Source organism: Sorangium sp. So ce726, assembly GCF_051521405.1.
Classification (GTDB): Bacteria; Myxococcota_A; Polyangia; order Polyangiales; family Polyangiaceae; genus Sorangium.
In genome coordinates, this window is sequence record NZ_CP150349.1 from 5,658,046 (window position 1) to 5,679,535 (window position 21,490).

Sequence of the window (21,490 nt, forward strand, 5' to 3'; positions counted from 1 at the left end):
AACGGCGGAACCCCGCGGCCAAGGCGCCCCCACGGGCCCCACCTTCACCCGCGTGACTCGATGGAGTCGGGAATTATGAAACGAACCGGTGCACAGATTATCTGGGAAGTCCTCGTCCGCGAAGGCGTGGACGTGGTCTTTGGCTATCCGGGCGGCGCGATCATGCCCGCCTACGACACGATCCTCGGTTACCCGATCCGCCATGTGCTCGTCCGGCACGAGCAGGGCGCGGCGCACATGGCGGACGGCTACGCCCGCGCCTCGGGCAAGGTCGGCGTGTGCGTCGCCACCTCGGGGCCGGGCGCGACGAACCTCGTCACCGGGATCGCGACAGCGATGCTCGACTCCTCGCCGATCGTCTGTATCACCGGGCAGGTGTCCTCCAAGCTGCTCGGGACCGACGCGTTCCAGGAGACGGACATCACGGGCGTCACCCTGCCCATCACCAAGCACAACTACCTCGTGACCGACGTGGAGGACATCGCCCCCGCCCTCCGCGAGGCGTTCTATATCGCGCGCTCGGGCCGCCCGGGCCCCGTGCTCGTGGACATCACCAAGGACGCCCAGCAGGCGTCGATCGATTTCGAGCCGCCGAAGGGCGAGGTCCGCTTGCCCGGCTACCGCCCCTCGCAGCACGCCGTCCAGACGGACATCGAGAAGGCGATCGACCTCATCGACGAGGCCGAGCGGCCGCTCATCCTGGCCGGTCAGGGCATCGTCAGGGCCGAGGCGACGCGCGAGCTCCTCGCCTTTGTGGAGAAGACGGGGATCCCCGTCGCCTCCACGCTGCTCGGCCTCGGCGGCTTCCCGGCGAAGCACCCCCTCAGCCTCGGCATGATGGGGATGCACGGCGAGGCGTGGGTGAACAACGCCATCCAGGAGGCCGACCTCCTCATCGCGCTCGGGATGCGCTTCGACGACCGCGTGACCGGCAACCTCAAGACCTACGCCGTGAAGGCGAAGAAGATCCACGTCGAGATCGACCGGTCGGAGATCAACAAGAATGTCAAGGTCGATGTGGGCCTCATCGGCGACGTCCGGGACACGCTGCTGTCGCTCATCCCCGGGTGCAAGCAGCGCAACCGGGGCCCGTGGGTCGACCGCATCAACCTGCTGAAGGGCGACTCGGCGGTCCGTGACATTCAACAATTGCCGTACAACGATAAATTGTACGCCGCGCACGTGATGCACGACCTCTGGCGGCTCACCGACGGCAAGGCGCTTGTGGTAACCGACGTCGGCCAGCACCAGATGTGGGAAGCGCAGTACTACAAGCACGATTACCCGCGGAAGCTCATCACCTCCGGCGGGCTCGGCACGATGGGCTTCTCCCTGCCGGCGGCGATCGGCGCGCGCTTCGCGAAGCCGGAGGACGAGATCTGGGTGGTCGTGGGCGACGGCGGCTTCCAGATGACCGCGTGTGAGCTCTCGACCTGCGCGCAGGAGGGGCTCAAGGTCCACGTGGCCGTCATCAACAACGGCTACCTCGGCATGGTGCGGCAGTGGCAGGAGTTCTTCTACAACCGGCGCTACTCGGCGACCCCGATGCGCAGCCCGGATTTCGTGAAGCTCGCCGAGGCCCACGGGCTGACCGGCATCCGCGTCACGAAGCGCGAGGAGATCGCCGGGGCCGTGGAGCGCGCCCGCGCCACGCCGGGCACCGTGGTCGTCGACTTCCGCGTGGAGCAGGAGGATAGCGTCTATCCGATGGTCCCCGCCGGCGCCGACCTGAACGACATGATCCGGCGCCCGAGCCCCATCGTGGAGACCGGGGAGGACCCGTGAACGCGCCAGCAGACCCACGCGCCCTGGGCGCGCGCTCCAGCGTGAGCGTGCGCCCGTCGGACGGGCGGGGCGCGCCCGAGCGCGCCGCGGCCGGAGCCGGGCGCACCACTGACAAGAGGGACTTTCAAGAGGCATCCATGGATCGACCCATCCTGCGCACGTTCATCGCCTACGTCGAAGACCGCCCCGGCGTGCTCAACCGCGTCGCGTCCCTCTTCCGGCGGCGCGCCTACAACATCGAGTCGCTGAGCGTCGGACGCACCCACATCGCCGGGATCTCGCGCCTGACCCTGGTCCTCGAGGCGGACGAGGACGGGGCGCGGCGCCTCGAGGCGAACCTCTACAAGCTGGTCAACACCCTCTGGGTCCGGGACGTCACCCACACCGCCTCTGTCGCGCGCGACCTCGCGCTCATCAAGGTGAAGGCGGACGCGACGAGCCGGGCGCAGGTGCTCCAGCTCTGCGAGGTGTTCCGCGCGCGCACCGTCGATGTCGCCCCCGAGGCGCTGACCATCGAGATCACCGGGACCGGCGACAAGATCGAGGGCCTGCTCGAGGTGCTCCGCCCGTTCGGGATCATCGAGATGGTGCGGACCGGGATGATCGTGATGACCCGCGGCGCCGAGGAGGCAGAGGCCAGGTTCGACTCGATCCCCGTGCGCACGGCCGAGAACGGCGCCTCCTGACGGTATGACGACGGTGTAGCGACGGTGTAAAGAGCGCGCGCGAGATGTGAAGGACGGGAGCCGCGAGGTGCGGGTCCCGGTTGTAAGGAGAGAGAGATGGCTAAGATTTTTTACGATAACGACGCGGATCTTTCGCTCATCCAGAGCAAGAAGGTCGCGATCGTGGGCTATGGCTCCCAGGGGCACGCGCACGCGCTGAACCTGCGCGACAGCGGCGTCACGGTGATCGTCGCCCTGCCCGAGGGCAGCAAGAGCCGGCCCAAGGCGCAGGCCGCGGGGCTGCAGGTGGCCACGGTGTCCGAGGCCGCGAAGGCCGCCGACGTCATCATGATCCTCGCCCCCGACACGTCGCAGGCGCGCATCTACAACGAGCAGATCGCGCCGCACCTCGGCCCGGGCAAGACGCTCATGTTCGCGCACGGGTTCAACATCCGCTTCAACACGATCACGCCCCCCCCGTCGGTCGACGTGTCGATGATCGCCCCGAAGGGCCCTGGCCACCGGGTGCGCGAGACGTTCGAGGCCGGCGGCGGCGTCCCGGCGCTCCTCGCCGTCCACCAGGACGCGAGCGGCAAGGCGGAGGCCCAGGCGCTCGCCTACGCGAAGGGCATCGGCGCGTCGCGCGCCGGGGTGCTCCTCACGACGTTCGCGGAGGAGACCGAGACCGACCTCTTCGGCGAGCAAGCGGTGCTCTGCGGCGGCGCGAGCGAGCTCGTGAAGGCCGGCTTCGAGACGCTCGTCAACGCCGGCTACCAGCCGGAGATCGCGTACTTCGAGTGTCTGCACGAGCTCAAGCTCATCGTCGACCTCATGTACCGCGGCGGCCTCAACTACATGCGGTACTCGATCAGCGACACCGCCGAGCACGGCGACTACGTGTCGGGCCCGCGGGTCATCACCGACAAGACGCGCGAGGAGATGAAGCGCATCCTCGCCGAGATCCAGAGCGGCGAGTTCGCGCGCAAGTGGATCGCGGAGAACGAGGCGGGCCGGCCGAAGTTCGAGGCGACGCGGGCGAAGGAGCGGGAGCAGCGGCTCGAGATCGTGGGCGCCAACCTGCGCAAGATGATGCCGTTCATCGATCCCGTCACCATCAAGCCCGGCGACTGAGCCTCTCCACTCGTGGGAGGCGGCGGAGAACACCATGCCTGAGATGATTGCGAATCAAGCGATGCCCCCGTCCGATTACGTCCGCATCTTCGATACGACGCTGCGCGACGGCGAGCAGTCGCCGGGCGCGACGATGACGTCGTCGGAGAAGCTCGAGATCGCGCTCGCGCTGGCGAAGCTCGGCGTCGACGTCATCGAGACGGGCTTCCCCGCCGCTTCCCCCGACGATCTGCTCGCCGTCCAGACGATCGCCGAGCGCGTGGGCGCGGCCGCGGTCTCCGGCCGCCCCGCCGCGACCCCGCCGATCATCTGCGCCCTCGCCCGCGCCACCAAGGTCGACATCGACAAGGCGTGGGAAGGCGTCGCCCGGGCCGCGCACCCGCGGATCCACACCTTCCTCGCCACGAGCGACATCCACCTCAAGCACAAGCTGCGGATGACCCGGGCCGAGGTGCTCGACCGCGTGCGGGCCATGGTCGCGTACGCGCGCGACCTGTGCGCCGACGTGGAGTTCAGCCCCGAGGACGCCGGCCGGAGCGAGCCAGAGTTCCTCTACCAGGTGCTCGAGGCCGCGATCGCGGCCGGGGCCACCACGCTCAACATCCCGGACACCGTCGGATACACCATCCCGAGCGAGTTCGGCGCGCTCATCGCCGGGATCCGCAAGAACGTCGCGGGGATCGACCGCGCCATCGTCTCGGTCCACTGCCACAACGACCTCGGGCTCGCGACGGCCAACGCGCTGGAGGGCATCCGCGCGGGCGCGCGCCAGGCCGAGGTGACCATCAACGGCATCGGCGAGCGCGCCGGCAACACCGCGCTCGAGGAGATCGTGATGGCGCTCGCGACGCGCCGGGCCGTCTTCGGGCTGCGCACCGGGATCGACACGACCCAGATCGCCACCGTGAGCCGCCTCGTCAGCGCGGCCACGGGCTTCAACGTCCAGCCGAACAAGGCCATCGTCGGCGCCAACGCCTTCGCGCACGAGTCGGGCATCCACCAGGACGGGATGCTGAAGCACCAGGAGACGTACGAGATCATGCGGCCGGAGATGGTCGGGGTGACGCAGACCCGGCTCGTCCTCGGCAAGCACTCGGGCAGGCACGCGCTCCGCAACCGGCTGGAGGAGCTCGGCTACCACCTCGACGAGGCCCAGCTCGCGGCGGCGTTCGCCAGCTTCAAGGCGCTCGCGGACAAGAAGAAGCACGTCACCGATCCCGACATCGAGGCGATCGTCTCGACAACGCGGGCGCAAGCCGACGATCTTTACACGCTCGACGCGCTCCAGGTCGCCTGCGGGACCACCGGCATGCCCACCGCCACGGTCCGCCTCCGCGGGCCGGACGGGACACTCCACGTCCGCGCCGCGATCGGCACCGGGCCGGTGGACGCCGCCTACCGGGCGATCGACGAGATCGTCCGCGTGCCGAGCAGCCTCCTCGAGTTCTCGGTGCACGCGGTGACCGAGGGCATCGACGCGCTCGGCGAGGTGAGCGTCCGCGTCCGAGCGGACGCGACGTCGAGCAAGCGGCACCCGCAGCACGACGCCGCGGCGCGGGTCTTCCACGGCCACGGCGCTGACACCGACATCCTGGTGGCCAGCGCGAAGGCGTACCTCACCGCCCTGAACCGGCTCCTCGCGACCTACGGCGTTGAGCCCAAGGACGACGCGGCGGCGTCAGAGAGCAACCAGAGCGGCCACGGCGCCGCCGTCGAGACCGCGAGGTAGGGCCGTGCGCCGAGCGCAGGAGGCCCCCAGAGGGGCGACGAGCTCGGCGACCCGATCTTCGCTGCACAAGGAAGTCGAATCTTATGAATCCGCCTCATAACGGCGCGGAGCAGGGCGCCCACCCCTCGGACCGCGTCGACGTCTACGACACAACGCTACGGGACGGCACCCAGCGCGAGGGCATCTCGCTCGCGTGCGAGGACAAGCTGCAGATCGCGCGCCACCTCGACGCGTTCGGCCTGACCTTCATCGAGGGCGGGTGGCCCGGCTCGAACCCGAAGGACGCGCAGTTCTTCGAGCGGGCGAAGGACATCGAGTGGAAGAACGCGAAGATCGCCGCGTTCGGCTCGACGCGCCGGGCCTCGCTGGCCCCCGAGGACGACCCCGGGCTGCGCGCGCTCCTCGCCGCCGGGACGAGCGTCTGCACGATCTTCGGCAAGAGCTCGGTCCAGCACGTGACGGCGGTGCTGCGCACGACGCTCGACGAGAACCTCCGGATGATCGAGGAGACCATCGCCTTCCTGCGCGCGCACGGCCGTCGCGTGGTCTACGACGCCGAGCACTTCTTCGACGGGTTCGCGCTCGACCGGTCGTACGCGACCGAGACGCTGCGCGCCGCCGTGCGCGGCGGGGCGGAGGTGCTCACGCTCTGCGACACGAACGGCGGCTCGATGCCCTGGCAGATCGAGGCGGTGGTGGCCGAGATGAAGGCGGCGCTGGGCCACCCGCTCGGCATCCACGCCCACAACGACGGCGAGTGCGCGGTCGCCAACTCGATCGCCGCTGTGCGCGCGGGCGCCCGCCACGTCCAGGGCACGATCAACGGCTACGGCGAGCGCTGTGGGAACGCGAACCTCTGCGCGATCATCCCGAACCTGGAGCTGAAGCTCGGCCTCCGGGCGCTCCCGGAGGGGGCGCTCCGCGGGATCACCGAGCTCTCGCACTACGTCGCCGACGTGGCGAACCTCTCCCCCGACGATCACATGGCCTACGTCGGGCGGAGCGCCTTCGCGCACAAGGGCGGCGTGCACGTCGCGGCGATGCGGCGCGAGCCTGCGTCCTACCAGCACATCGATCCCGCGCTCGTCGGCAACGCGATGCGGACCGTGGTCAGCGAGCTGTCGGGCCGCGGCAACCTCCTCAGCAAGGCCGAGGAGTTCGGCCTCGAGGTGCCGACGGGCGCCGAGGTCGAGGTGCTCGAGCAGATCAAGGAGCGCGAGGCGCGCGGCTCGTCGTTCGAGGCGGCCGAGGCGTCCGTCGCGCTCCTGCTCCGGCGGAGCTCGCCGGGCTACAAGCCGCCGTTCCGACTGCTCGACTTCAAGGTCATCGCGGGCCAGCGCGAGGGCGTCGGCACCTTCGCCGAGGCGATGATCAAGATCGCGGTCGACGACGAGGTGGTGATCACGGCGGCCGAGGGGTCGGGCCCCGTCAACGCGCTGGACGGCGCGCTCCGCAAGGCGCTCGCGCCCGTGTTCCCGGCCGTGCGTGACATCCAGCTCGTCGACTACAAGGTGCGCATCCTCGATGGGCGCGACGGCACCTCGGCGACGACGCGCGTGCTCATCAACAGCCGCGACGCGCAACGCCAGTGGAGCACCGTCGGTGCGTCGACGAACATCATCGATGCGTCCTGGCATGCGCTCGCGGACGGGATCGAGTATGGGCTCACGCTCGCAGCGAGAGAGCCGCAGCAGTTCACATCCACGTTGCCTGCCAGCGAGGTCGCATGAAGGCCAATATCGTTCTTTTGCCTGGCGACGGCATCGGCGTCGAAGTGGTCGCCGAAACCCGCGCCACACTCGATGCTGTCGCCGCCCAGTTCGGTCACAGCTTCAGCTACTCGGAGCACCTCATCGGCGGGTGCGCCATCGACGCGACCGGCACGGCGCTGACGCAGGAGACGCTCGACGCATGCCGCGCGGCGGATGCTGTCCTGCTCGGCGCCGTCGGCGGCCCCAAGTGGGACAACCCGAGCGCGAGCGTCCGCCCCGAGCAGGGGCTGCTCGCCCTGCGCCAGGGGCTCGGCCTGTACGCCAACCTGCGGCCGATCCGCCTGTTCCCGGAGCTCATCCAGGCCTCTCCCCTCAAGGCAGAGCGGCTCGCCGACGTCGACATCCTCGTCGTCCGTGAGCTGACGGGCGGGCTCTACTTCGGCAAACCGCGCATCCGCGAGGAGGTGAACGGGCGCCGGCGCGCGGTCGACACGCTCGAGTACACCGACGAGGAGATCCAGCGCGTCGTCGAGCTCGCGTTCCGCCTCGCGTCGTCGCGCAGGCGCCTCGTCACGTCCGTCGACAAGGCGAACGTCCTCGAGTCGTCGCGGCTCTGGCGCACGGTGGCGACCGAGGTCGCCGCCCGCCACCCGGAGATCCGCATCGAGCACCAGCTCGTCGACTCGTGCGCGATGCGGCTCATCACCTCGGCCGCGGCGTTCGACGTCATCGTCACCGAGAACATGTTCGGCGACATCCTGACCGACGAGGCCGCCGTGCTCGCCGGCTCGCTGGGGCTCTGTCCGAGCGCGTCGCTGGGCGATGGCACGCGCGGGGTCTACGAGCCGATCCACGGCTCGGCGCCCGACATCGCCGGCAAGGGGATCGCCAACCCGATCGGGACGATCCTGAGCGCCGCGATGCTGCTCCGGCACTCGCTGCGGCTCGACAAGGAGGCGGCCGTGCTCGAGCGCGCGGTGGCGCAGGCCATCGCCGGCGGCGCACGAACGGCGGACCTCGGCGGCAAGCTGTCGACCCAGGGCATGGGCGAGGCGGTCCGCGCGAAGCTCGCGGGCTGAGCCGCTCCCTCCAGGCGGCCACGGGCGAGCCCCTCACCGGGGCTCGCTGCGCGCATCGACAGCGCGCTCGCGCTCTTCGCGCCCCCTTTCCCTGCACAGCCATCGACGCCTGGACACAAGGCCCCTTCGCGGGCCGCTCCTGCGCGTTGCTCCCACGCTGTCCAGTCCACCGCTTTCCTCGCTCGAATCCATCGCTCTTCGCACCCGACCATCGACCAGGACGGGACGTCATGTGTCGTGGACGGGTTCGATGGTGGTCCTGACGATCTCCTGTGCGAACCGCGGGAGCATGTGCTCCGGAAACGCAATCACGAGGATCTTCACATCAGCCTTCACGCTGGAGATCCGGGCGGACGTCACGATCGCGCGAGCGTTCATGAGGCCTCCTTCGCCGCGCGCCGCGCCTGCTGCGCGGAGGTCGCTCGAGGCTGGTGCCTGGCAGCTCCTTGCCATCCGCTCCATTTCCGTTGACCGAGCTGTTCGCATTCCAGGACACCACCGCGGCAGCCTGATGAGGATGGGCCTTCCCGCGGCCGGTCCTCGCCAGCGTCACAGCTCGGCGAGCTCGCGCTCCTTCCTCTGCGCCGGCCAGCAAGAGCGATGACGCTGCGCCCGGCGCGCGGGATCAGCGAAGAGCGCGCGGCCCCACCGGAGGGCGTGGGCGCCGGTGAACGCCGCGCGGCCGCGCCTCGCGCCCTCGCGGAAGGAGCGCGCGACACCTCCCTCTCCGCACGGCGCCGGCCACGCAGAAAGCGTCCATGGTGTCTCAGGTGTCCTTTATGGGGTAATCGACATCACCTCCCGAACACCACACATGATCGTGCGACGGGGGATCTCAGATCCCGCGTGTCAACGCTCGTCGCCATGACGGGCGATGACTCCATTCGACATGGATTGATGTGCACAGGAGAACGGGAACATGAGCCAATTGACGAAGTTCGCATCGCTCATCGCCCTCTCGACGGCCCTCTCTGCAGCCGGTTGCATGGCCGAGGCGACGACGTCGGACGCGCCCACCGACGACGTGATGAGCGAGACCGACGAGGCGAAGCAGGCGTTCCAGGCCGAAGAGACGGATTCCGCTGATCAGGAGTCGAGCGCGAATCCGGCGATGGACGAGAGAGCGGCGGACCCCAGCGCAGCAAGCGCCAGCGCGCCGGCCCCCGGCGCGCCCGATCTCGGCGCCGCGGACCCCGGCTCGACGACCCCGACTGGCGAGGAGGGCGTCGGCGAGAAGCCCGACGCGGCGCGCTGGTGGGGCGGCGGCTGGGGCTGGCGGCCCTGGGGCGGCTGGGGCGGCTGGGGCTGGGGCGGCTTCCGGCCCTGGGGCGGCTGGGGCGGCTGGGGCTGGGGCGGCTTCCGGCCCTGGGGCGGCTGGGGCTGGGGCGGCTGGGGCGGCGGCTGCGGCGGTTGGGGCGGCGGCTGCGGCTGGTAGCGCGCCACGCTCGCCATCACGGCTACCCGCATGACGGGGAGCCCTGCTGACGCTCGCTCCGCGCCCCTGGTGCGGCGCCGCCGCGGCTCGGTCCTCGCCACGGCAGGGCGCCGGCAAGGGGTCATGAGCGGACGAAGAAGCAACGGGCCCCCTTGACGGGTCGGGGCTCCCTCACGCGGCCGCGGGGGGGCCTCGACCGCCACCGCGGTGCCCCCGGATCGCCCGCACGGGTCTGCGAGCGGTCCGGGGTACCCCGGGATCAGGCGTCGGCCTTGGCGAGGCTCGGGATGCGGCTTACGAGGAAGCGGGTCCTCATGTAGCACCACCACGCGACCCCCATGCAGGTGAGATAGATCGTCCAGTTGCGGCCGCCGAACTTCGGGACGGCGAACGTGCAAGGGAACCGGGAACGTCGACATCTGTCCTCCTTCACCGAGCTCGGGGCGCTGCTGCCATGAACCATGGCGAGTCGAAGCGGCCGAGGCCCGATCAACTCACGCTCAAGACAAGTCCTCACTTCCTACATTGAATGGCCCTGTAGGGGCTTCTCGTGTGTTTCCGAGCCGTCTCGATGCATTTTTCATGCGACATCGATGAAAACGGCTACCCCCAATAGGAATTTTTCGCGTGTTTGGGAGCCGTTTCAACGCGCCTTTTCAGCGCGGCGTCGACATAGAGAATGATCCGAAATCGGAGCTTCTCTGGTGTTTCCGATCCCGCTTCGATGCGCTTCTACCGTGCGGCGTCGATATCGCGCGCGGTCGCCGGCACGGCGGAGGCCGCGCGCGCGCCGCGACGGTGCGCTGGCTCTATCGAGCGGAGGCGGTCCGCGTCGAGCCCCCGCGCGCCGCGGTGGAGCGCTCGGGCGGCGCTTCCGGGCGGCCGAGCTTCTCCGCGCGCTCGGTCACCCAGAAACGCTCCGCGTCGGCCGCGGTCCAGGCAGACTCGTCGAGCAGCGGGAGGAGCGCATCGAACAGCGCCCGCGCGCTCTGGAAACGGTGGCGCGGGTCCTTGGCGAGGCACCGCAGGACGAGGCGGTCGACCGCGCGAGGGACGGCCGGGCCGCGCCGCACCGACGGCGCGAGGGGCGCCTTCGTCATGTGGGCGACGAAGAGCTGCCCCGACGACGAGCCCTCGAACGGCAGCTCCCCGGTGAGCAGGAAGTAGAGCGTGCCCCCGAGCGAGTAGATGTCGCTGCGCGCATCCGCCCGATCACCACGACACACCTCCGGAGCCATGTAGGCGGGCGTCCCACAGAGCATACCGCTGTTCGTGAGCTCGGCGTCGCGGCCGCCCTCGACCATCCGCGCGACGCCGAAGTCGAGCAGCTTGAGGAAATCGTGATCGTCGCCCACGCGGGTGACGAAGAGGTTCTGCGGCTTGATGTCCCGGTGGATGATCCCGGCCTCGTGCGCCTCGATGAGCGAGCGGCAGGCCTGCAGGGCGAAGCGCAGGGCGCGCGCCACAGGCATGGGGCCGTAGCTGCGCACGATCGCGGCGAGATCGGCCCCGCGCAGGTGCTCCATGGCGATGTAGTAGATGCCGTCGTCGCTCGCTCCGAAGTCGAAGATCCGGATCGTGTGCGGATCGCTGAGCTTGCTCGCCGCGTGCGCCTCTTGCTCGAAGCGCTTCGGCACCGCCGGGTCCGGCGCGTCGCGCGTCCTCAGGAGCTTGAGGGCGACGTCGCGGTGGAGCGTCTCGTCCCACGCGAGCCAGACCTCGCTCATCCCCCCTTTGCCGATCGGCGCCTCGAGCCGGTACCTGCCCAGCTTGCGCGCCTGATAAACCTGCTGCTGCGCGGCCCACACGACGTGGCTCGACAGCGCCCCGATCACCCCCGAGGCAGGGACGAAGATGTAATGGCTCGCGGCCGTGAGCAGCGTCGTCGGATCGAGCCACGCCGCGTGGATCGACGGGGAGAAGATCGCGGCGATGCCCATCGTCGCCGGGAAGGCGAGGAACATCGGCGCGGAGGCGAGGAGCGCCTTGCTGAACGGCGCGGGCACGAGCGCCGTGCGGAGCAGCACGACGATGGAGAGCCCGTGCATGTACGCGCTCGTCAGGCCGCCGAAATCGAGCGCCATCAGCGAGATGAAGATCGCGGCGGTGAGGAACGCGGCCTCATACCCGAGGAGCACGACGCGCCCCGAGAGCGTCGGGCGCCCCGAGAGCCGGTACACGGCGAGGGAGAGCGCCTGCTCGACGACGCGCAGGACGATGCAGCGCCACACCGGCGCCGCGGGGTACAGCACGGTCGCCATGAACACGTCGACCAGCGTGAACGCGGGCCATATCCAGAGCGCGACCCGGAAAGCGCGGCGGACCGCGCGGCGGACGCTCTCCGTGTCGTGGGCGCACGGCGCGCTTCGCCGCGTGCCGAGCGGGCGCGTTTCGCGCTCTCTGAGCATGCGCGCCGCGGCCGATCGCTCAGCGCGGAGAGCCTCTCGGAGCAGCGCACGCTTCATGGCAATCTCGAGGGTCGCCAGAGCCACGCCGAACGTCAAGCGAGCGTTGTTGGCTTCTCGTACGGCAGGTTTCCTCGGCCACGATGCCAGGCTGCGCTGCCCGCCGTCTCCCACCCCGGATGTCGTACCAACATGACCGTTCGCCGCCCCACATGCCGTGTTCGTCCGCCGTGCCCACACACGCCCGCGAGGTCATGAATCCTGTCAGCGCCTCGGGGGAACGGCGTGGCGGGACGCCGAGGCGCGGCGAGGTGACCGGGGCGCCTGGGGTCTCGCTCGTCGCCTTGGCCGCCGGCCCCCGGCCTCGGTCAGCCGCCGCGGCGCCGCCCGTGCCTCGACGCCGCGGGCTCGAGCTCAGCGGGCCCTTACGCCGCGGGCCGCGGCGGTCGCCCTGGTCAACCGGCCGGATCCATGCTTGAAAGCTCGCCACTGTGCCGCTCTCGCCTGAAAGCTTTCGCCGGCTGTTCGCAAGCCGCCCCGTCGTCCTCGCGCCCATGGAGGACGTGACGGACGCCGTGTTCCGCCGCATCGGCCGGGAGCTCGGCGCCGAGCTGTGCGTGACGGAGTTCGTCAACGTCGAGGGGCTGCTGCGCGGGTGCAAGACCGCGCGGCGCAAGCTCGCCCTGGCCGACGGCGATCAGCCGACGGCGATCCAGATCTACGGCGCCAACCCGGAGCGCCTCGCCGAGGCTGCGCGCGTCGCCGAGCAGGCCGGACCGGCGTTCCTGGATATCAACTGCGGCTGCTGGGTGCCGAAGATCGCCGGGCGCGGCGCGGGCGCGGGGTGGCTCCGCGATCCGGAGGCGATGGTGGCGATGGCCCGCCTCGTGACGAGCTCGGTCGCGCTCCCGGTCACCGTGAAGACGCGCATCGGCTGGGGACCGGAGTCCCATATGCCGATCGTCGACCTCGCGCGCCGCCTCGAGGACGCCGGCGTCGCCGCGCTCACGATCCACTGCCGAACGGCCCAGATGGGGCACAGCGGCGCGGCCGACTGGGGCTGGGCCGCCCGGGCGCGCGAGGTCGTGTCCATCCCTGTCGTGGTGAACGGCGACATCAAGACCGCTGACGACGCGGCCCGCGCCCTCCGCGAGACGGGCTGCGCCGGCGTGATGGTCGGCCGCGCCGCCATCGACCACCCCTGGATCTTCCGCGAGGCCCGGGCCCTCCTCGACGATGGCGTGCACCTCCCGCCGCCGACGGCCGAGGAGCGGCTCGCCCTGTGCCGCGCGCACCTCATCGCGAACACCGAGGAGCGCGGCGAGCCGCACGGCGTGCGCGTGACACGGCGCCACCTGACCGGCTATCTCCGCGGCCTCCCCGGCGCGTCGGCCCTCCGGCGCGAGTTGCTCTTCTGCGACAGCCTGTCGGGGTGCCTCGACATCCTCGACAGCGCCGCGCAGCGGCTCGCGGCCTGAGGCCACCGCGGCGGCAGGCCAGCGGCGGCGCCGCCTACATGCCCATGGGCGTCGCGTCGTCGACCGGGGCGGGCTCGCCGTTCTGCCGCTCGGCGCCCGGCGGCGCGCCCATCGGATCATGCGGCAGGCTCCCGCGGTGCGAGCGGAGCAGCACGTGCGGCGTCGCCAGGAGGAAATTGGAGACGCGGGACGTGTAGATGTCCGCCGAACGCTCGATCTGCCGGGCCAGGTGGCTCTTATCGTTGCCCGTGCGGAGGAGCAGCCCCCACCTCGGGTTCAACGTCTCGGCCGACGCCTTCGCGAGCGGCGCGATCCGCGCGTCGAGCGCCGCGAGGCTCGCCTTGAGCTCGTTCATCTTCGCCTGGATCTCGACCTCCGTCGCCCCGGCGACCGGCCCGTAGCCGGCGCGCATCCGCTGGAGCTCCAGGCGCAGCCTGGCATAGACGCGCTCCGCGTCCTCCTTCTCGCGCATCCAGAGATCGAGGCGCGCCTCGGCCCCGCGCGCCTCCTCGATCGCGAGGATCTCCTCCTCGAGCTCCCGGATGATGAGCGCCGTGCGCCACCGCAAGACGCTCTTCGACACATGCACATCTCCATAGATGTGATCGCCGATGTAGAGGATCTCGTCGCCGGACAGCCCCAGGTGGTGCTCGACGAGCCCCGCGTTGCCGCCCAGGTAGTGCCCGCCCACGCGCAACCGGCCGGCCGGGCGCAGGAGGCCATCCTCCGTGACCACCTCGAAGAGCGGGCTGCGGCTCGAGAAGAACTCCGGCTTCCGCGCGGAGACGATGACCACGTCGAACAGGTCGCGCCACGTCATGCCGCCCGGCAGGAAGCGGTCGAACGCGTAGCTCATCATCGCGCGCGTGTAGACCCACTCCGAGTTCGTGATCAGGACGAGCTTCTTGCCCGCCTCCCGCTGGTCGAGCAGCGTGAGCGGGATCTCCGGATCGAGCAGCACGAACCGGTCCGGATCCCCGATGATCTCGGCCTTCAGCTGCCCCTCCATGTGCGTCGCGTCGAGGCGATCCTTCACGCGGCGATAGAGGTCGCTGTAGCCGAGCACCTCGGGCAGCCGACGCTGATCGAGCAGATCGACCAGCTTCGCGTACATGCACCCCTCGGAGAGCGAGAAGAGCGTGTTCAGGAAGACGTAGCGCCCGTCCGCGAGGTCGACGATCGTCCGCGCGTAGGTCGCGCGCTGGGTCTCGAAGTCGATCGGCTTCGTGCCGTGGAAGGCTCGCTTCACGTAGCCGAACCGATTCACCTTGAGCAGATTGCCGAGCTCGGTGTCCAGGATGAGCCCTCGGATCACGAGGTCCGGCTCGAACGTCAGGTCCCCGACCGGCCAGCCCTCGCTCTCCAGAAGATGCCGGAGGTGCTCATAGGCCCGACGCTCCCACGCCTCCACCCGGTAGTGGATCAGCGTGTAATCCATGTCGTATCCGATCGCCTTGATCGAACGGAGATTCAGCGTCCGGTTGCAGAAGATCCCCCGCTGCTTGGGCGGCGGGGCGGCGAGGCAATCCAGCTTGTCCATGGTGATCGCCCGGAGAGCGGTCGTGAGGCATACCAGGGACCCACGGCGTTGCCCACCCGGACAATCACCGTCACCCCGCCGTCAGGAGGGCGCGTTCGGCGTGTCGACGTCGTCGTCGACACACGCACGCGCACGCGCGGCCTCAGCGGCGCCTGAGCCGGCTCTTCGCGATCTGCCGCCGATCGATGCTCGTCGCGGGCCGAGCGGACCGCCCGTTCGTCGCCGATCGGCGGGAGTCGCCGCGGTCGTCCGCCTCCCACCCGTCGTCGTCCTCGTCCTCCTCGTCCTCGTCGTCGAACAGGTCGTCGTCGTCCTCGTCGTCATCCTCGTCGCGCGCCTCGGCCCGGCGCACCTCGAGCCCGAGCATCGTGAGCGCCTGCTCGAGCGTCAGCGCCGTCTTCACGGCCTCGAGCTCGACCCCCATGGCCTGGAGCGTCATCGCAATCTCGGGGCTCAGCCCGGACAGGATGGTCGGTGTGCCCATGAGCCGCGCGGCGGAGGCCAGGTTCGAGAGCACCGCGCACAGGTGGCTATCCATGATCCAGACAGCCGTGAGATCGATGACCAGCCCCTTCGCGCCGCTCTCGTGGATCGCCCGCAGCACCTCGGTGTTCAGCTGCTCCGCGAGGTCATCGGTCACGTCCCCCTGGATGGGCACCAGGATCCGGTCCCACAGGTTGATGATCGGAAGGCGCTTGAGCTCCATGGTCATCCTAAGGTTCGATGTCGGCGATCAAGACCGTTGAGTCATCGTGCGAGCGCCGGTGTCGGCTCATGAGGGCGCGGCAGGCATCCGCGGCCTTCATTCCACGAAACAGCGATAGATCGAAGCGAGGGGAGACCCCGTCGGAGAACACGACGAGCCGGTCGCCCCGCGCGAGCTGCGCATCGAAGATCCGGACCTTGCTGAGCGATGCGCCGAGGATGCCCGGGCTCTGGAGCCACTGCACCCGCGTGCCGTGCGACATCAGCTCGACGTTGCCGATGCCGCAGCCCTGGAGCCGCCCCTCCCGGAAGCGACAGATCATGCCGGCGGCGCCGCGGGTGCCGCGGAGCCGCACGTGGAGGCGATCGATGAGGGCGCGGACGTCCTCTCCGCTCGGCGCGTCGGCGAGCGCCTTGAGCGCGACGTTCGCCGCGGCCGCCGCGTGCTCGCCGTGGCCGAGGGCGTCGATGACCGCGAAGAGGACGCCGTCTTCCCCGGCCCGCACGAACGCGGCGTCGCCGCTCACGAGCTCTCCGTCCTTGGGGAGGATCGCGTACTCGACGGAGAGCTTCACAGATGGACCTCGATCTCCACCCGCGTGCCCTTCGGCCCCGAGTCGATATGAAAGCGATCGGCCAGCCGCTTGACCCCGATGATGCCGCGGCCCATACCGGTCTTGCTCTTGTAGCGCCCGGCGAGGATCTCCTGCAGGTTCTGGATGCCTGCGCCCTCATCCACGGCGACGATGAGGAAGCGGACCGGGGTGTCGCGCTGCACCGCGAGCTCGATCGTCCCGCCAGGGGTATAATGGACGATATTTCGCGCGAGCTCGCTGACGATGGTCGCGACCTTGTGCGACGTGAAGCTCTTTGCGCCGGCCGCATCGCAAACGGCCTTCGCGCTCAGGCGCGCCTCGCTAATGTCGGCCTCCACGTTGATGACCATGACCTTCGAGCGCCGCGAAGGTCGATCGCCGCCAATCGCCGAAATTTCCGACCTGAGCCGACCGAGCCGCGTCGGATCGACATAAAGGCGGGCTCGGCGCTCGATGCTCGGAAGGATGTCGGGGAGGTCTTCGAGCGAGAACTCCTCGGGCTGGATCTCCGCCTCCCGCATGGCCCGGAGCAGGACTCCCTCTGCGTTCATCGCCGAGAGATAGCCGAGCAGGACGTTGAGAATCTGTTCGTGCGCGGGAGTCATCCGGAAAGCGCCTGGACCGGCAGGGTACCGGGGCCCCGGGTCCGCGTCGAGTGCGCGGCGACGGCATCGCCGGGTTCGCCAGCTGGGACGCGGAAACCGCCGAGCTCCGGCTGGACAGCGTCAGCAGGGCTCGCTCGGTCGGTCGCCAGCATCGCGCAGGGCGTCGCCCGGCCCGTGCCAGCGCCGACCGGACGGCCTACGGCCGGCTCCAAGCAACGCTCGTGCCTGGCTGGCCGGCCCATCGATGTCGCTCAGGCCGGGTAGTACGACGCCTGGCCTTGACGCAGCTCCTCAGTGATCTTGTTCTCCGCGAGGAGCTTCTTGAGCGGCTCTTGGAGCTCGGCTGCAGGGGTCCCCATCGCCAACGCAAGGTCGTCGATCCCTTGCCCAGGCTCGATCTCCACATGGGCGAGCAGCGCCTCAGCGATCTCGTCCCCCGAGCTCCCGGACGGCAGGCTCGCGGGGTTCACCGGGCTCGCCGGAGCAGCCTGTTCGGCGGCTTTCACGGGGGCCGCGACGGCGGGCGCCGGGGTGCGCGCGGCGCGCGACTTCGGCGGAGCGACGGCCGGGCGCGCGCCACCTCCGGTCGTCCGCGGCGCGGCCGCCTTTTTACGCGGCGCAGCGCGCGCCGGCGTCTTGGGCGACGGGGCGCTGCGGGGAGGCGCGGCCGGGCGGCTCGGCGCCGGAGCGCGCTCGCCCTTGCGGACGGGCTTGGCGGGAGTCGCGGCCGGCCCGGTCGATATCCCAGCGGCGCTGATGTCGACTTGCAGGTACCGCGCAGCGGTCCGGAGAACCTCCTTGCGGACCACCGCTCTCATGCCCTCCAGGAACTCGGCCACGGAAGCACGAATCTCATTCTCGATCTCGACATCGGATATCACGCAGCCGCCGTCTCATGAATCCCTCGGAATGTCAACGTCTTCCACGCACAGTGGCCCGCACAGGCCGGAGAAACCAGGCGTTCTTGCGCCGGTCGGCGCTCGCGACCGGGCGCCGGATCCGTGGCTGGGGCCGCGCGTGTCCGGTGTGAATTTGCCGTTTTATCAAATGAAATGCTGGCAAGATCTGAAACGCATCGAGAGATCATGTCGGGCGCCTCCGTCCGCACGCATGGGCCTCGCGCCCGGGCAGAGGTCGACTCGCCGCTCACGGCCGCGCCAGGGTGGCGGCCCTGTGGGTGTGCTCAAGCAGCCTTGACAGCGCGGAGCGACGCGCGGCGCAACGGGCGGAGCTGCGACGCCGCAAAGGCCGCGCCGAGGGCGAGCCCGCGGAGCGTCAGCCGCATGTGGAGGACGTCGAGATATCCCTCGCGGTGCAGGGCGGTGATCGCCCGGCGGACGTCGGTCCGACGCACCTGAAGGGCCGTGGTCAATGTCTCGAGGGTCACCGTCTTGCCCTCGCTCTGGAGGGCAACCAGCGTCCGGAGAAGATGCGGAGCGAGGTCCTTGTTGGTCATGGCGCGCACCGTAACCGCTGCCTGAACGGCCGTACAGTTTGTGACGACGTTTTTCTCCGGGCCGCCTGCGGGGAGCGCTGGAGGCGCCCCGAAAGCAGCCGTCGTCTATGGTAGGTCCTCCCCCGTGCGCGCCGACGCCTCACCTCCTCAAGCCGTGGTCCTCGCCGGCGGGCTCGGCACCCGGATGCACCCTCGGACCGAGCACACCCCGAAGTTCCTGCTGCCCGTGGCCGGACGGCCGTTCGGGGCGTGGCTCCTCGAGCGGCTCGCCTCAGCGGGCTTCGGCGAGGTGGTCCTCTGCGTGGGTCACCTCGGCGACGCCGTTCGACGGGCCATGGGCGACCGGTTCGCGGGCCTGCCGCTCCGTTATGCCGACGACGGCCCCGATCTCCTGGGCACGGCCGGCGCGCTGCGCCGCGCGCTGCCGCAACTGGCTCCTGTGTTCCTCATGACTTACGGCGACTCCTACCTCCCCTTTGACTACCTGACCCCGCTCCGGGACCTCTGCACACACCCCGGCGCGCTCGGCACGATGGCCGTGTACCGGAACAAGGATCGGTTCGACGCGTCGAACGCCGCGGTCTCGGGCGACCTGGTGGTGCGTTACGAGAAGCGGCGCGCGGGCGCGCCGCCCGACCCAGCGCTCGACCACATCGATTACGGCGCGACCGCGCTCCGCCGCGAGGTCGTCGAGGCGCTGCCAGCCGACGCGCCGCTCGGCTTCGAGGTGGTGCAGCGCGACCTCGCGGCGCGCGGCCGCCTCCGGGCCTTCTCGGTCGCGGCGCGCTTCTACGAGATCGGCTCGGAGCAAGGCCTCCGCGATCTCGAGGCCGCCCTCACGACCGCGGCCGCGACGGAGGAGCGAAGATGATCGTCTCTCGCGCCCCGGTCCGCTTCTCCCTCGGCGGCGGCGGGACCGATCTGCCCGCGTACTCCGGCCGCTTCGGCGGCTATCTCGTGTCGGCCGCCATTGACAAGTACATCTACGTGACGGCCAACAAGCGCTTCCACCGGGACATCCGCCTCGCGTACTCCAAGACCGAGATCGTCCCCTCGGTCGACGCGATCGAGCACCCCATCTTCCGAGAAGCGCTCCGGATGCTGGGAATCGAGCACTCGATCGAGCTCACGAGCGTCGCGGATCTCCCCGCGAACTCGGGCCTCGGCTCGTCGAGCTCGTTCACGGTCGCCCTCCTCAACGCCCTGCACACGTACAAGCGCGACTTCGTGTCGTCCGAGCAGCTCGCTCGCGAGGCCTGCTCCATCGAGATCGAGCGCCTCGGAGAGCCGATCGGCAAGCAGGACCAGTACATCGCCGCTTACGGCAACGTCACGGCGTTCACGTTCTCTCCGGACGGCTCAGTGCACGTCGAGCCCGTCCCGGTCCGCGACGAGGTGCTGGACGAGCTCGAGAGCAACCTTCTCATCGTGTGGAGCGGCGTCGAAAGGCCGGCCAGGATCGTGCTCTCAGAGCAGGGCCGGCGGTTGCAAGACCTGGAGCCCGCGGTGGTCGAGCGGATGCACCGCATCAAGGAGATCGGCCGCGACGTGCACCGCATCCTCGTCACGGGCAGGCTCGACGACTACGGCGAGCTCCTCCACGCCCACTGGACCCAGAAGCGTAAGCTCGCGTCCAAGATGACCGACGAGGTCCTCGACGAGATCTACGAGATCGCTCGAGGCGCGGGGGCGCTCGGCGGCAAGCTGATGGGGGCCGGCGGCGGCGGCTTCTTCATGTTCTACGTCCGGCCGGCGGAGCGGCGCCGGGTGCTGGAGGCGCTCGCCGCGAAGGGCCTGCGCGTGCTGCGCTTCCGCTTCGATCTCGACGGCGCGCGCATCGTCGCGAACCTGCACCGATCGTGAGCGGGCGCGCCGGCGCACCCCTCATGCTGGGCATTTCCGCGGGACTCTGGCTATAGATCGGCCATGCCTCAGAGCACGCACGACTTCGTCGACAAGTACCTCCGCGAGACGTCCGAGATCGCCCTCGCGACGAGCCCCGACGACATGGCTCGCGTCATCGAGATCCTCTTCGATGCGTACCGGAACGATCGCACCATCTACACGTGCGGCAACGGCGGCTCGGCGGCCAACGCGAGCCACCTTGCCTGCGACATCGCCAAGTTCACGTGGGTCGATGGCAAGCGGCGCTTCAAGTGCACCTCGCTCTGCGACAACGCAGCGCTCCTCAGCGCCCTCACCAACGACGTCGGCTTCAATCGGATCTTCCTCGAGCAGCTCGACGGCCGCATGGTCGCGGGCGACGTGCTCGTGTGCCTGAGCGTGCACGGCGGCTCGGGCGCCGATCGCGCCGGCCCATGGTCGCAGAACCTCGTCGCCGCCGCGGACTTCGCGAAGAAGGCGGGGGCCAAGGTGGTCGCGCTCGTCGGCTACGACGGCGGCGCCCTGCGCCAGATGGCCGACGCCAGCGTGGTCGTGCCGAGGACGCGGGCGGGCTACACGTCGACGCCGCACGTGGAGGGCTTCCACGAGGTCTACCACCACCTCATCTGCGAGCGGCTCCTCCAGCTCGTGGCCGAGAGCTGAGCGCCGCGTGGCGAGGCGCGGGATCCTGCTCGACCGCGACGGCACGCTCATCGACGTGGTGCGCGATCACGAGCTCGGCGTCGTCGTGACCGCATTTCATCCGGATCAGATCCGCCTCCTCCCCGGCGCGGTCGAGGGCCTGCGGCGCCTCGCGGACGCCGGCTTCCTGCTGGCGATCGCCACCAACCAGCCGGGCGCGGCGAAGGGCCAGGTCCCGTGGGGGGCGATCGAGCGCACGAACCGCGCGCTCATCGATCGGCTCCGCGAGGCCGGCGTCGCGATCGCGGCGCTCGCGGTGTGCCCGCACCACCCCGAGGGCGGGCCGGGCGGCGATCCGGCGCTCATCGGCCCGTGCGATTGCAGGAAGCCGCAGCCGGGCATGCTCAGGGCGCTCGCGCGCGACCTCGATCTCGACGTCGCGGCGAGCTGGATGATCGGCGACGCGCCGAGCGATGTGGCGGCGGCGCGCGCGGCGGGCATGCGGGCGGGCCTCGTCATGGATAGACGCCGCTGCGAGCTGTGCCCGCTCCGCGGCGAGGCCGATCTCCCCTGCCCCGATCGCGCGGCGCCGCGCCTCGATCTCCTTGCCGCCGAGATCTTCGCCGAGCCGCGCGGCTAGCGG

General features: G+C 70.2%; 21 protein-coding genes. 12 read left to right on the plus strand and 9 right to left on the minus strand.

Annotated features, from left to right (window positions below):
* Positions 1 to 75 precede the first annotated feature (75 nt).
* The 6 genes from ilvB (at position 76) to leuB (ending at position 8,101) form a co-directional block, all read left to right on the plus strand.
* Positions 76 to 1,785 (plus strand): biosynthetic-type acetolactate synthase large subunit, encoded by a 1,710-nt coding sequence (gene ilvB / locus WME79_RS21065; RefSeq protein ID WP_437538433.1) that lies wholly within the window; start codon positions 76 to 78, stop codon positions 1,783 to 1,785.
* A 137-nt stretch (positions 1,786 to 1,922) separates the two neighbouring features.
* The gene (gene ilvN, locus WME79_RS21070; RefSeq protein WP_012236361.1) at positions 1,923 to 2,471 is read left to right on the plus strand and encodes an acetolactate synthase small subunit; all 549 of its coding nucleotides are present in this window, start codon (positions 1,923 to 1,925) and stop codon (positions 2,469 to 2,471) included.
* 96 nt (positions 2,472 to 2,567) lie between these two features.
* Positions 2,568 to 3,581 (plus strand): ketol-acid reductoisomerase, encoded by a 1,014-nt coding sequence (gene ilvC, locus WME79_RS21075; protein WP_437538434.1) that lies wholly within the window; start codon positions 2,568 to 2,570, stop codon positions 3,579 to 3,581.
* 34 nt (positions 3,582 to 3,615) lie between these two features.
* Positions 3,616 to 5,310, plus strand: a complete 1,695-nt coding sequence (locus WME79_RS21080; RefSeq protein WP_437538435.1) for a 2-isopropylmalate synthase — start codon at positions 3,616 to 3,618, stop codon at positions 5,308 to 5,310.
* A gap of 83 nt (positions 5,311 to 5,393) precedes the next feature.
* Positions 5,394 to 7,040, plus strand: coding sequence for a citramalate synthase (gene cimA / locus WME79_RS21085; RefSeq protein WP_437538436.1), 1,647 nt, complete (start codon positions 5,394 to 5,396; stop codon positions 7,038 to 7,040).
* Positions 7,037 to 8,101, plus strand: coding sequence for a 3-isopropylmalate dehydrogenase (gene leuB / locus WME79_RS21090; RefSeq protein ID WP_437538437.1), 1,065 nt, complete (start codon positions 7,037 to 7,039; stop codon positions 8,099 to 8,101). The genes cimA and leuB overlap by 4 nt, the downstream gene beginning before the upstream one ends.
* A gap of 228 nt (positions 8,102 to 8,329) precedes the next feature.
* Here the strand turns inward: leuB and WME79_RS21095 are convergent, their stop codons facing one another.
* Positions 8,330 to 8,479, minus strand: a complete 150-nt coding sequence (locus WME79_RS21095) for a hypothetical protein (protein ID WP_437538438.1) — start codon at positions 8,477 to 8,479, stop codon at positions 8,330 to 8,332.
* Between the two features lie 541 nt (positions 8,480 to 9,020).
* Here WME79_RS21095 and WME79_RS21100 point away from each other — a divergent pair.
* Entirely contained in the window at positions 9,021 to 9,536 is a 516-nt protein-coding gene (locus tag WME79_RS21100; protein ID WP_437538439.1) for a hypothetical protein, read from the plus strand.
* A gap of 259 nt (positions 9,537 to 9,795) precedes the next feature.
* Here WME79_RS21100 and WME79_RS21105 read toward each other — a convergent pair whose 3' ends face one another.
* Both WME79_RS21105 and WME79_RS21110 read right to left on the minus strand, forming a co-directional pair.
* Complete coding sequence (locus WME79_RS21105; protein ID WP_437538440.1) at positions 9,796 to 9,999, minus strand: hypothetical protein; 204 nt, start codon at positions 9,997 to 9,999, stop codon at positions 9,796 to 9,798.
* Positions 10,000 to 10,345: 346 nt separating this feature from the next.
* Positions 10,346 to 11,944, minus strand: coding sequence for a serine/threonine-protein kinase (locus tag WME79_RS21110; protein WP_437538441.1), 1,599 nt, complete (start codon positions 11,942 to 11,944; stop codon positions 10,346 to 10,348).
* Positions 11,945 to 12,432: 488 nt separating this feature from the next.
* On the opposite strand from WME79_RS21110, the gene dusB reads away from it, so the two are divergent.
* Positions 12,433 to 13,419: a tRNA dihydrouridine synthase DusB gene (dusB, locus tag WME79_RS21115; RefSeq protein WP_437538442.1), complete on the plus strand. Its 987-nt coding sequence runs from the start codon at positions 12,433 to 12,435 to the stop codon at positions 13,417 to 13,419.
* A gap of 34 nt (positions 13,420 to 13,453) precedes the next feature.
* Here dusB and WME79_RS21120 read toward each other — a convergent pair whose 3' ends face one another.
* From WME79_RS21120 to WME79_RS21145, 6 genes are all read right to left on the minus strand, one after another.
* Positions 13,454 to 14,959: an HAD-IG family 5'-nucleotidase gene (locus tag WME79_RS21120; RefSeq protein WP_437538443.1), complete on the minus strand. Its 1,506-nt coding sequence runs from the start codon at positions 14,957 to 14,959 to the stop codon at positions 13,454 to 13,456.
* Between the two features lie 142 nt (positions 14,960 to 15,101).
* Positions 15,102 to 15,665, minus strand: coding sequence for an STAS domain-containing protein (locus WME79_RS21125; protein ID WP_437538444.1), 564 nt, complete (start codon positions 15,663 to 15,665; stop codon positions 15,102 to 15,104).
* A gap of 7 nt (positions 15,666 to 15,672) precedes the next feature.
* Positions 15,673 to 16,239 carry a SpoIIE family protein phosphatase gene (locus WME79_RS21130; protein WP_437538445.1) on the minus strand — a complete coding sequence of 189 codons (567 nt, stop codon included), beginning with the start codon at positions 16,237 to 16,239 and terminating at the stop codon, positions 15,673 to 15,675.
* Positions 16,236 to 16,865, minus strand: coding sequence for an ATP-binding protein (locus WME79_RS21135; RefSeq protein ID WP_437538446.1), 630 nt, complete (start codon positions 16,863 to 16,865; stop codon positions 16,236 to 16,238). The genes WME79_RS21130 and WME79_RS21135 overlap by 4 nt, the downstream gene beginning before the upstream one ends.
* Positions 16,866 to 17,116: 251 nt before the next feature.
* Positions 17,117 to 17,704 (minus strand): hypothetical protein, encoded by a 588-nt coding sequence (locus tag WME79_RS21140; protein ID WP_437538447.1) that lies wholly within the window; start codon positions 17,702 to 17,704, stop codon positions 17,117 to 17,119.
* Positions 17,705 to 18,048: 344 nt separating this feature from the next.
* Positions 18,049 to 18,321, minus strand: a complete 273-nt coding sequence (locus WME79_RS21145) for a hypothetical protein (protein WP_437538448.1) — start codon at positions 18,319 to 18,321, stop codon at positions 18,049 to 18,051.
* 124 nt (positions 18,322 to 18,445) lie between these two features.
* Between WME79_RS21145 and WME79_RS21150 the strand changes: the two genes are divergently transcribed.
* From WME79_RS21150 to WME79_RS21165, 4 genes are all read left to right on the plus strand, one after another.
* Positions 18,446 to 19,192 (plus strand): nucleotidyltransferase family protein, encoded by a 747-nt coding sequence (locus WME79_RS21150; RefSeq protein ID WP_437538449.1) that lies wholly within the window; start codon positions 18,446 to 18,448, stop codon positions 19,190 to 19,192.
* Entirely contained in the window at positions 19,189 to 20,184 is a 996-nt protein-coding gene (locus WME79_RS21155; RefSeq protein WP_012236376.1) for a GHMP family kinase ATP-binding protein, read from the plus strand. Before WME79_RS21150 ends, WME79_RS21155 begins: the two co-directional genes overlap by 4 nt.
* A gap of 63 nt (positions 20,185 to 20,247) precedes the next feature.
* On the plus strand, positions 20,248 to 20,868 hold the full coding sequence (locus WME79_RS21160) for a D-sedoheptulose-7-phosphate isomerase (RefSeq protein ID WP_437538450.1): 621 nt from the start codon (positions 20,248 to 20,250) through the stop codon (positions 20,866 to 20,868).
* 7 nt (positions 20,869 to 20,875) lie between these two features.
* Entirely contained in the window at positions 20,876 to 21,487 is a 612-nt protein-coding gene (locus WME79_RS21165; protein ID WP_437538451.1) for a D-glycero-alpha-D-manno-heptose-1,7-bisphosphate 7-phosphatase, read from the plus strand.
* The last annotated feature ends 3 nt before the right edge of the window (positions 21,488 to 21,490 follow it).

Bases quoted from the DNA above. Each gene is read 5' to 3' on its own strand.
- WME79_RS21135 (WP_437538446.1), bottom strand. From the start codon at position 16,865: ATGACTCCCGCGCACGAACAGATTCTCAACGTCCTGCTCGGCTATCTC.
- leuB (WP_437538437.1), top strand. From the start codon at position 7,037: ATGAAGGCCAATATCGTTCTTTTGCCTGGCGACGGCATCGGCGTCGAA.
- WME79_RS21095 (WP_437538438.1), bottom strand. From the start codon at position 8,479: ATGAACGCTCGCGCGATCGTGACGTCCGCCCGGATCTCCAGCGTGAAG.
- WME79_RS21125 (WP_437538444.1), bottom strand. From the start codon at position 15,665: ATGGAGCTCAAGCGCCTTCCGATCATCAACCTGTGGGACCGGATCCTG.
- cimA (WP_437538436.1), top strand. From the start codon at position 5,394: ATGAATCCGCCTCATAACGGCGCGGAGCAGGGCGCCCACCCCTCGGAC.
- WME79_RS21160 (WP_437538450.1), top strand. From the start codon at position 20,248: ATGCCTCAGAGCACGCACGACTTCGTCGACAAGTACCTCCGCGAGACG.
- WME79_RS21110 (WP_437538441.1), bottom strand. From the start codon at position 11,944: ATGCTCAGAGAGCGCGAAACGCGCCCGCTCGGCACGCGGCGAAGCGCG.
- WME79_RS21080 (WP_437538435.1), top strand. From the start codon at position 3,616: ATGCCTGAGATGATTGCGAATCAAGCGATGCCCCCGTCCGATTACGTC.
- ilvN (WP_012236361.1), top strand. From the start codon at position 1,923: ATGGATCGACCCATCCTGCGCACGTTCATCGCCTACGTCGAAGACCGC.
- WME79_RS21100 (WP_437538439.1), top strand. From the start codon at position 9,021: ATGAGCCAATTGACGAAGTTCGCATCGCTCATCGCCCTCTCGACGGCC.
- WME79_RS21120 (WP_437538443.1), bottom strand. From the start codon at position 14,959: ATGGACAAGCTGGATTGCCTCGCCGCCCCGCCGCCCAAGCAGCGGGGG.
- WME79_RS21155 (WP_012236376.1), top strand. From the start codon at position 19,189: ATGATCGTCTCTCGCGCCCCGGTCCGCTTCTCCCTCGGCGGCGGCGGG.
- WME79_RS21145 (WP_437538448.1), bottom strand. From the start codon at position 18,321: ATGACCAACAAGGACCTCGCTCCGCATCTTCTCCGGACGCTGGTTGCC.
- ilvC (WP_437538434.1), top strand. From the start codon at position 2,568: ATGGCTAAGATTTTTTACGATAACGACGCGGATCTTTCGCTCATCCAG.
- ilvB (WP_437538433.1), top strand. From the start codon at position 76: ATGAAACGAACCGGTGCACAGATTATCTGGGAAGTCCTCGTCCGCGAA.
- WME79_RS21105 (WP_437538440.1), bottom strand. From the start codon at position 9,999: ATGGTTCATGGCAGCAGCGCCCCGAGCTCGGTGAAGGAGGACAGATGT.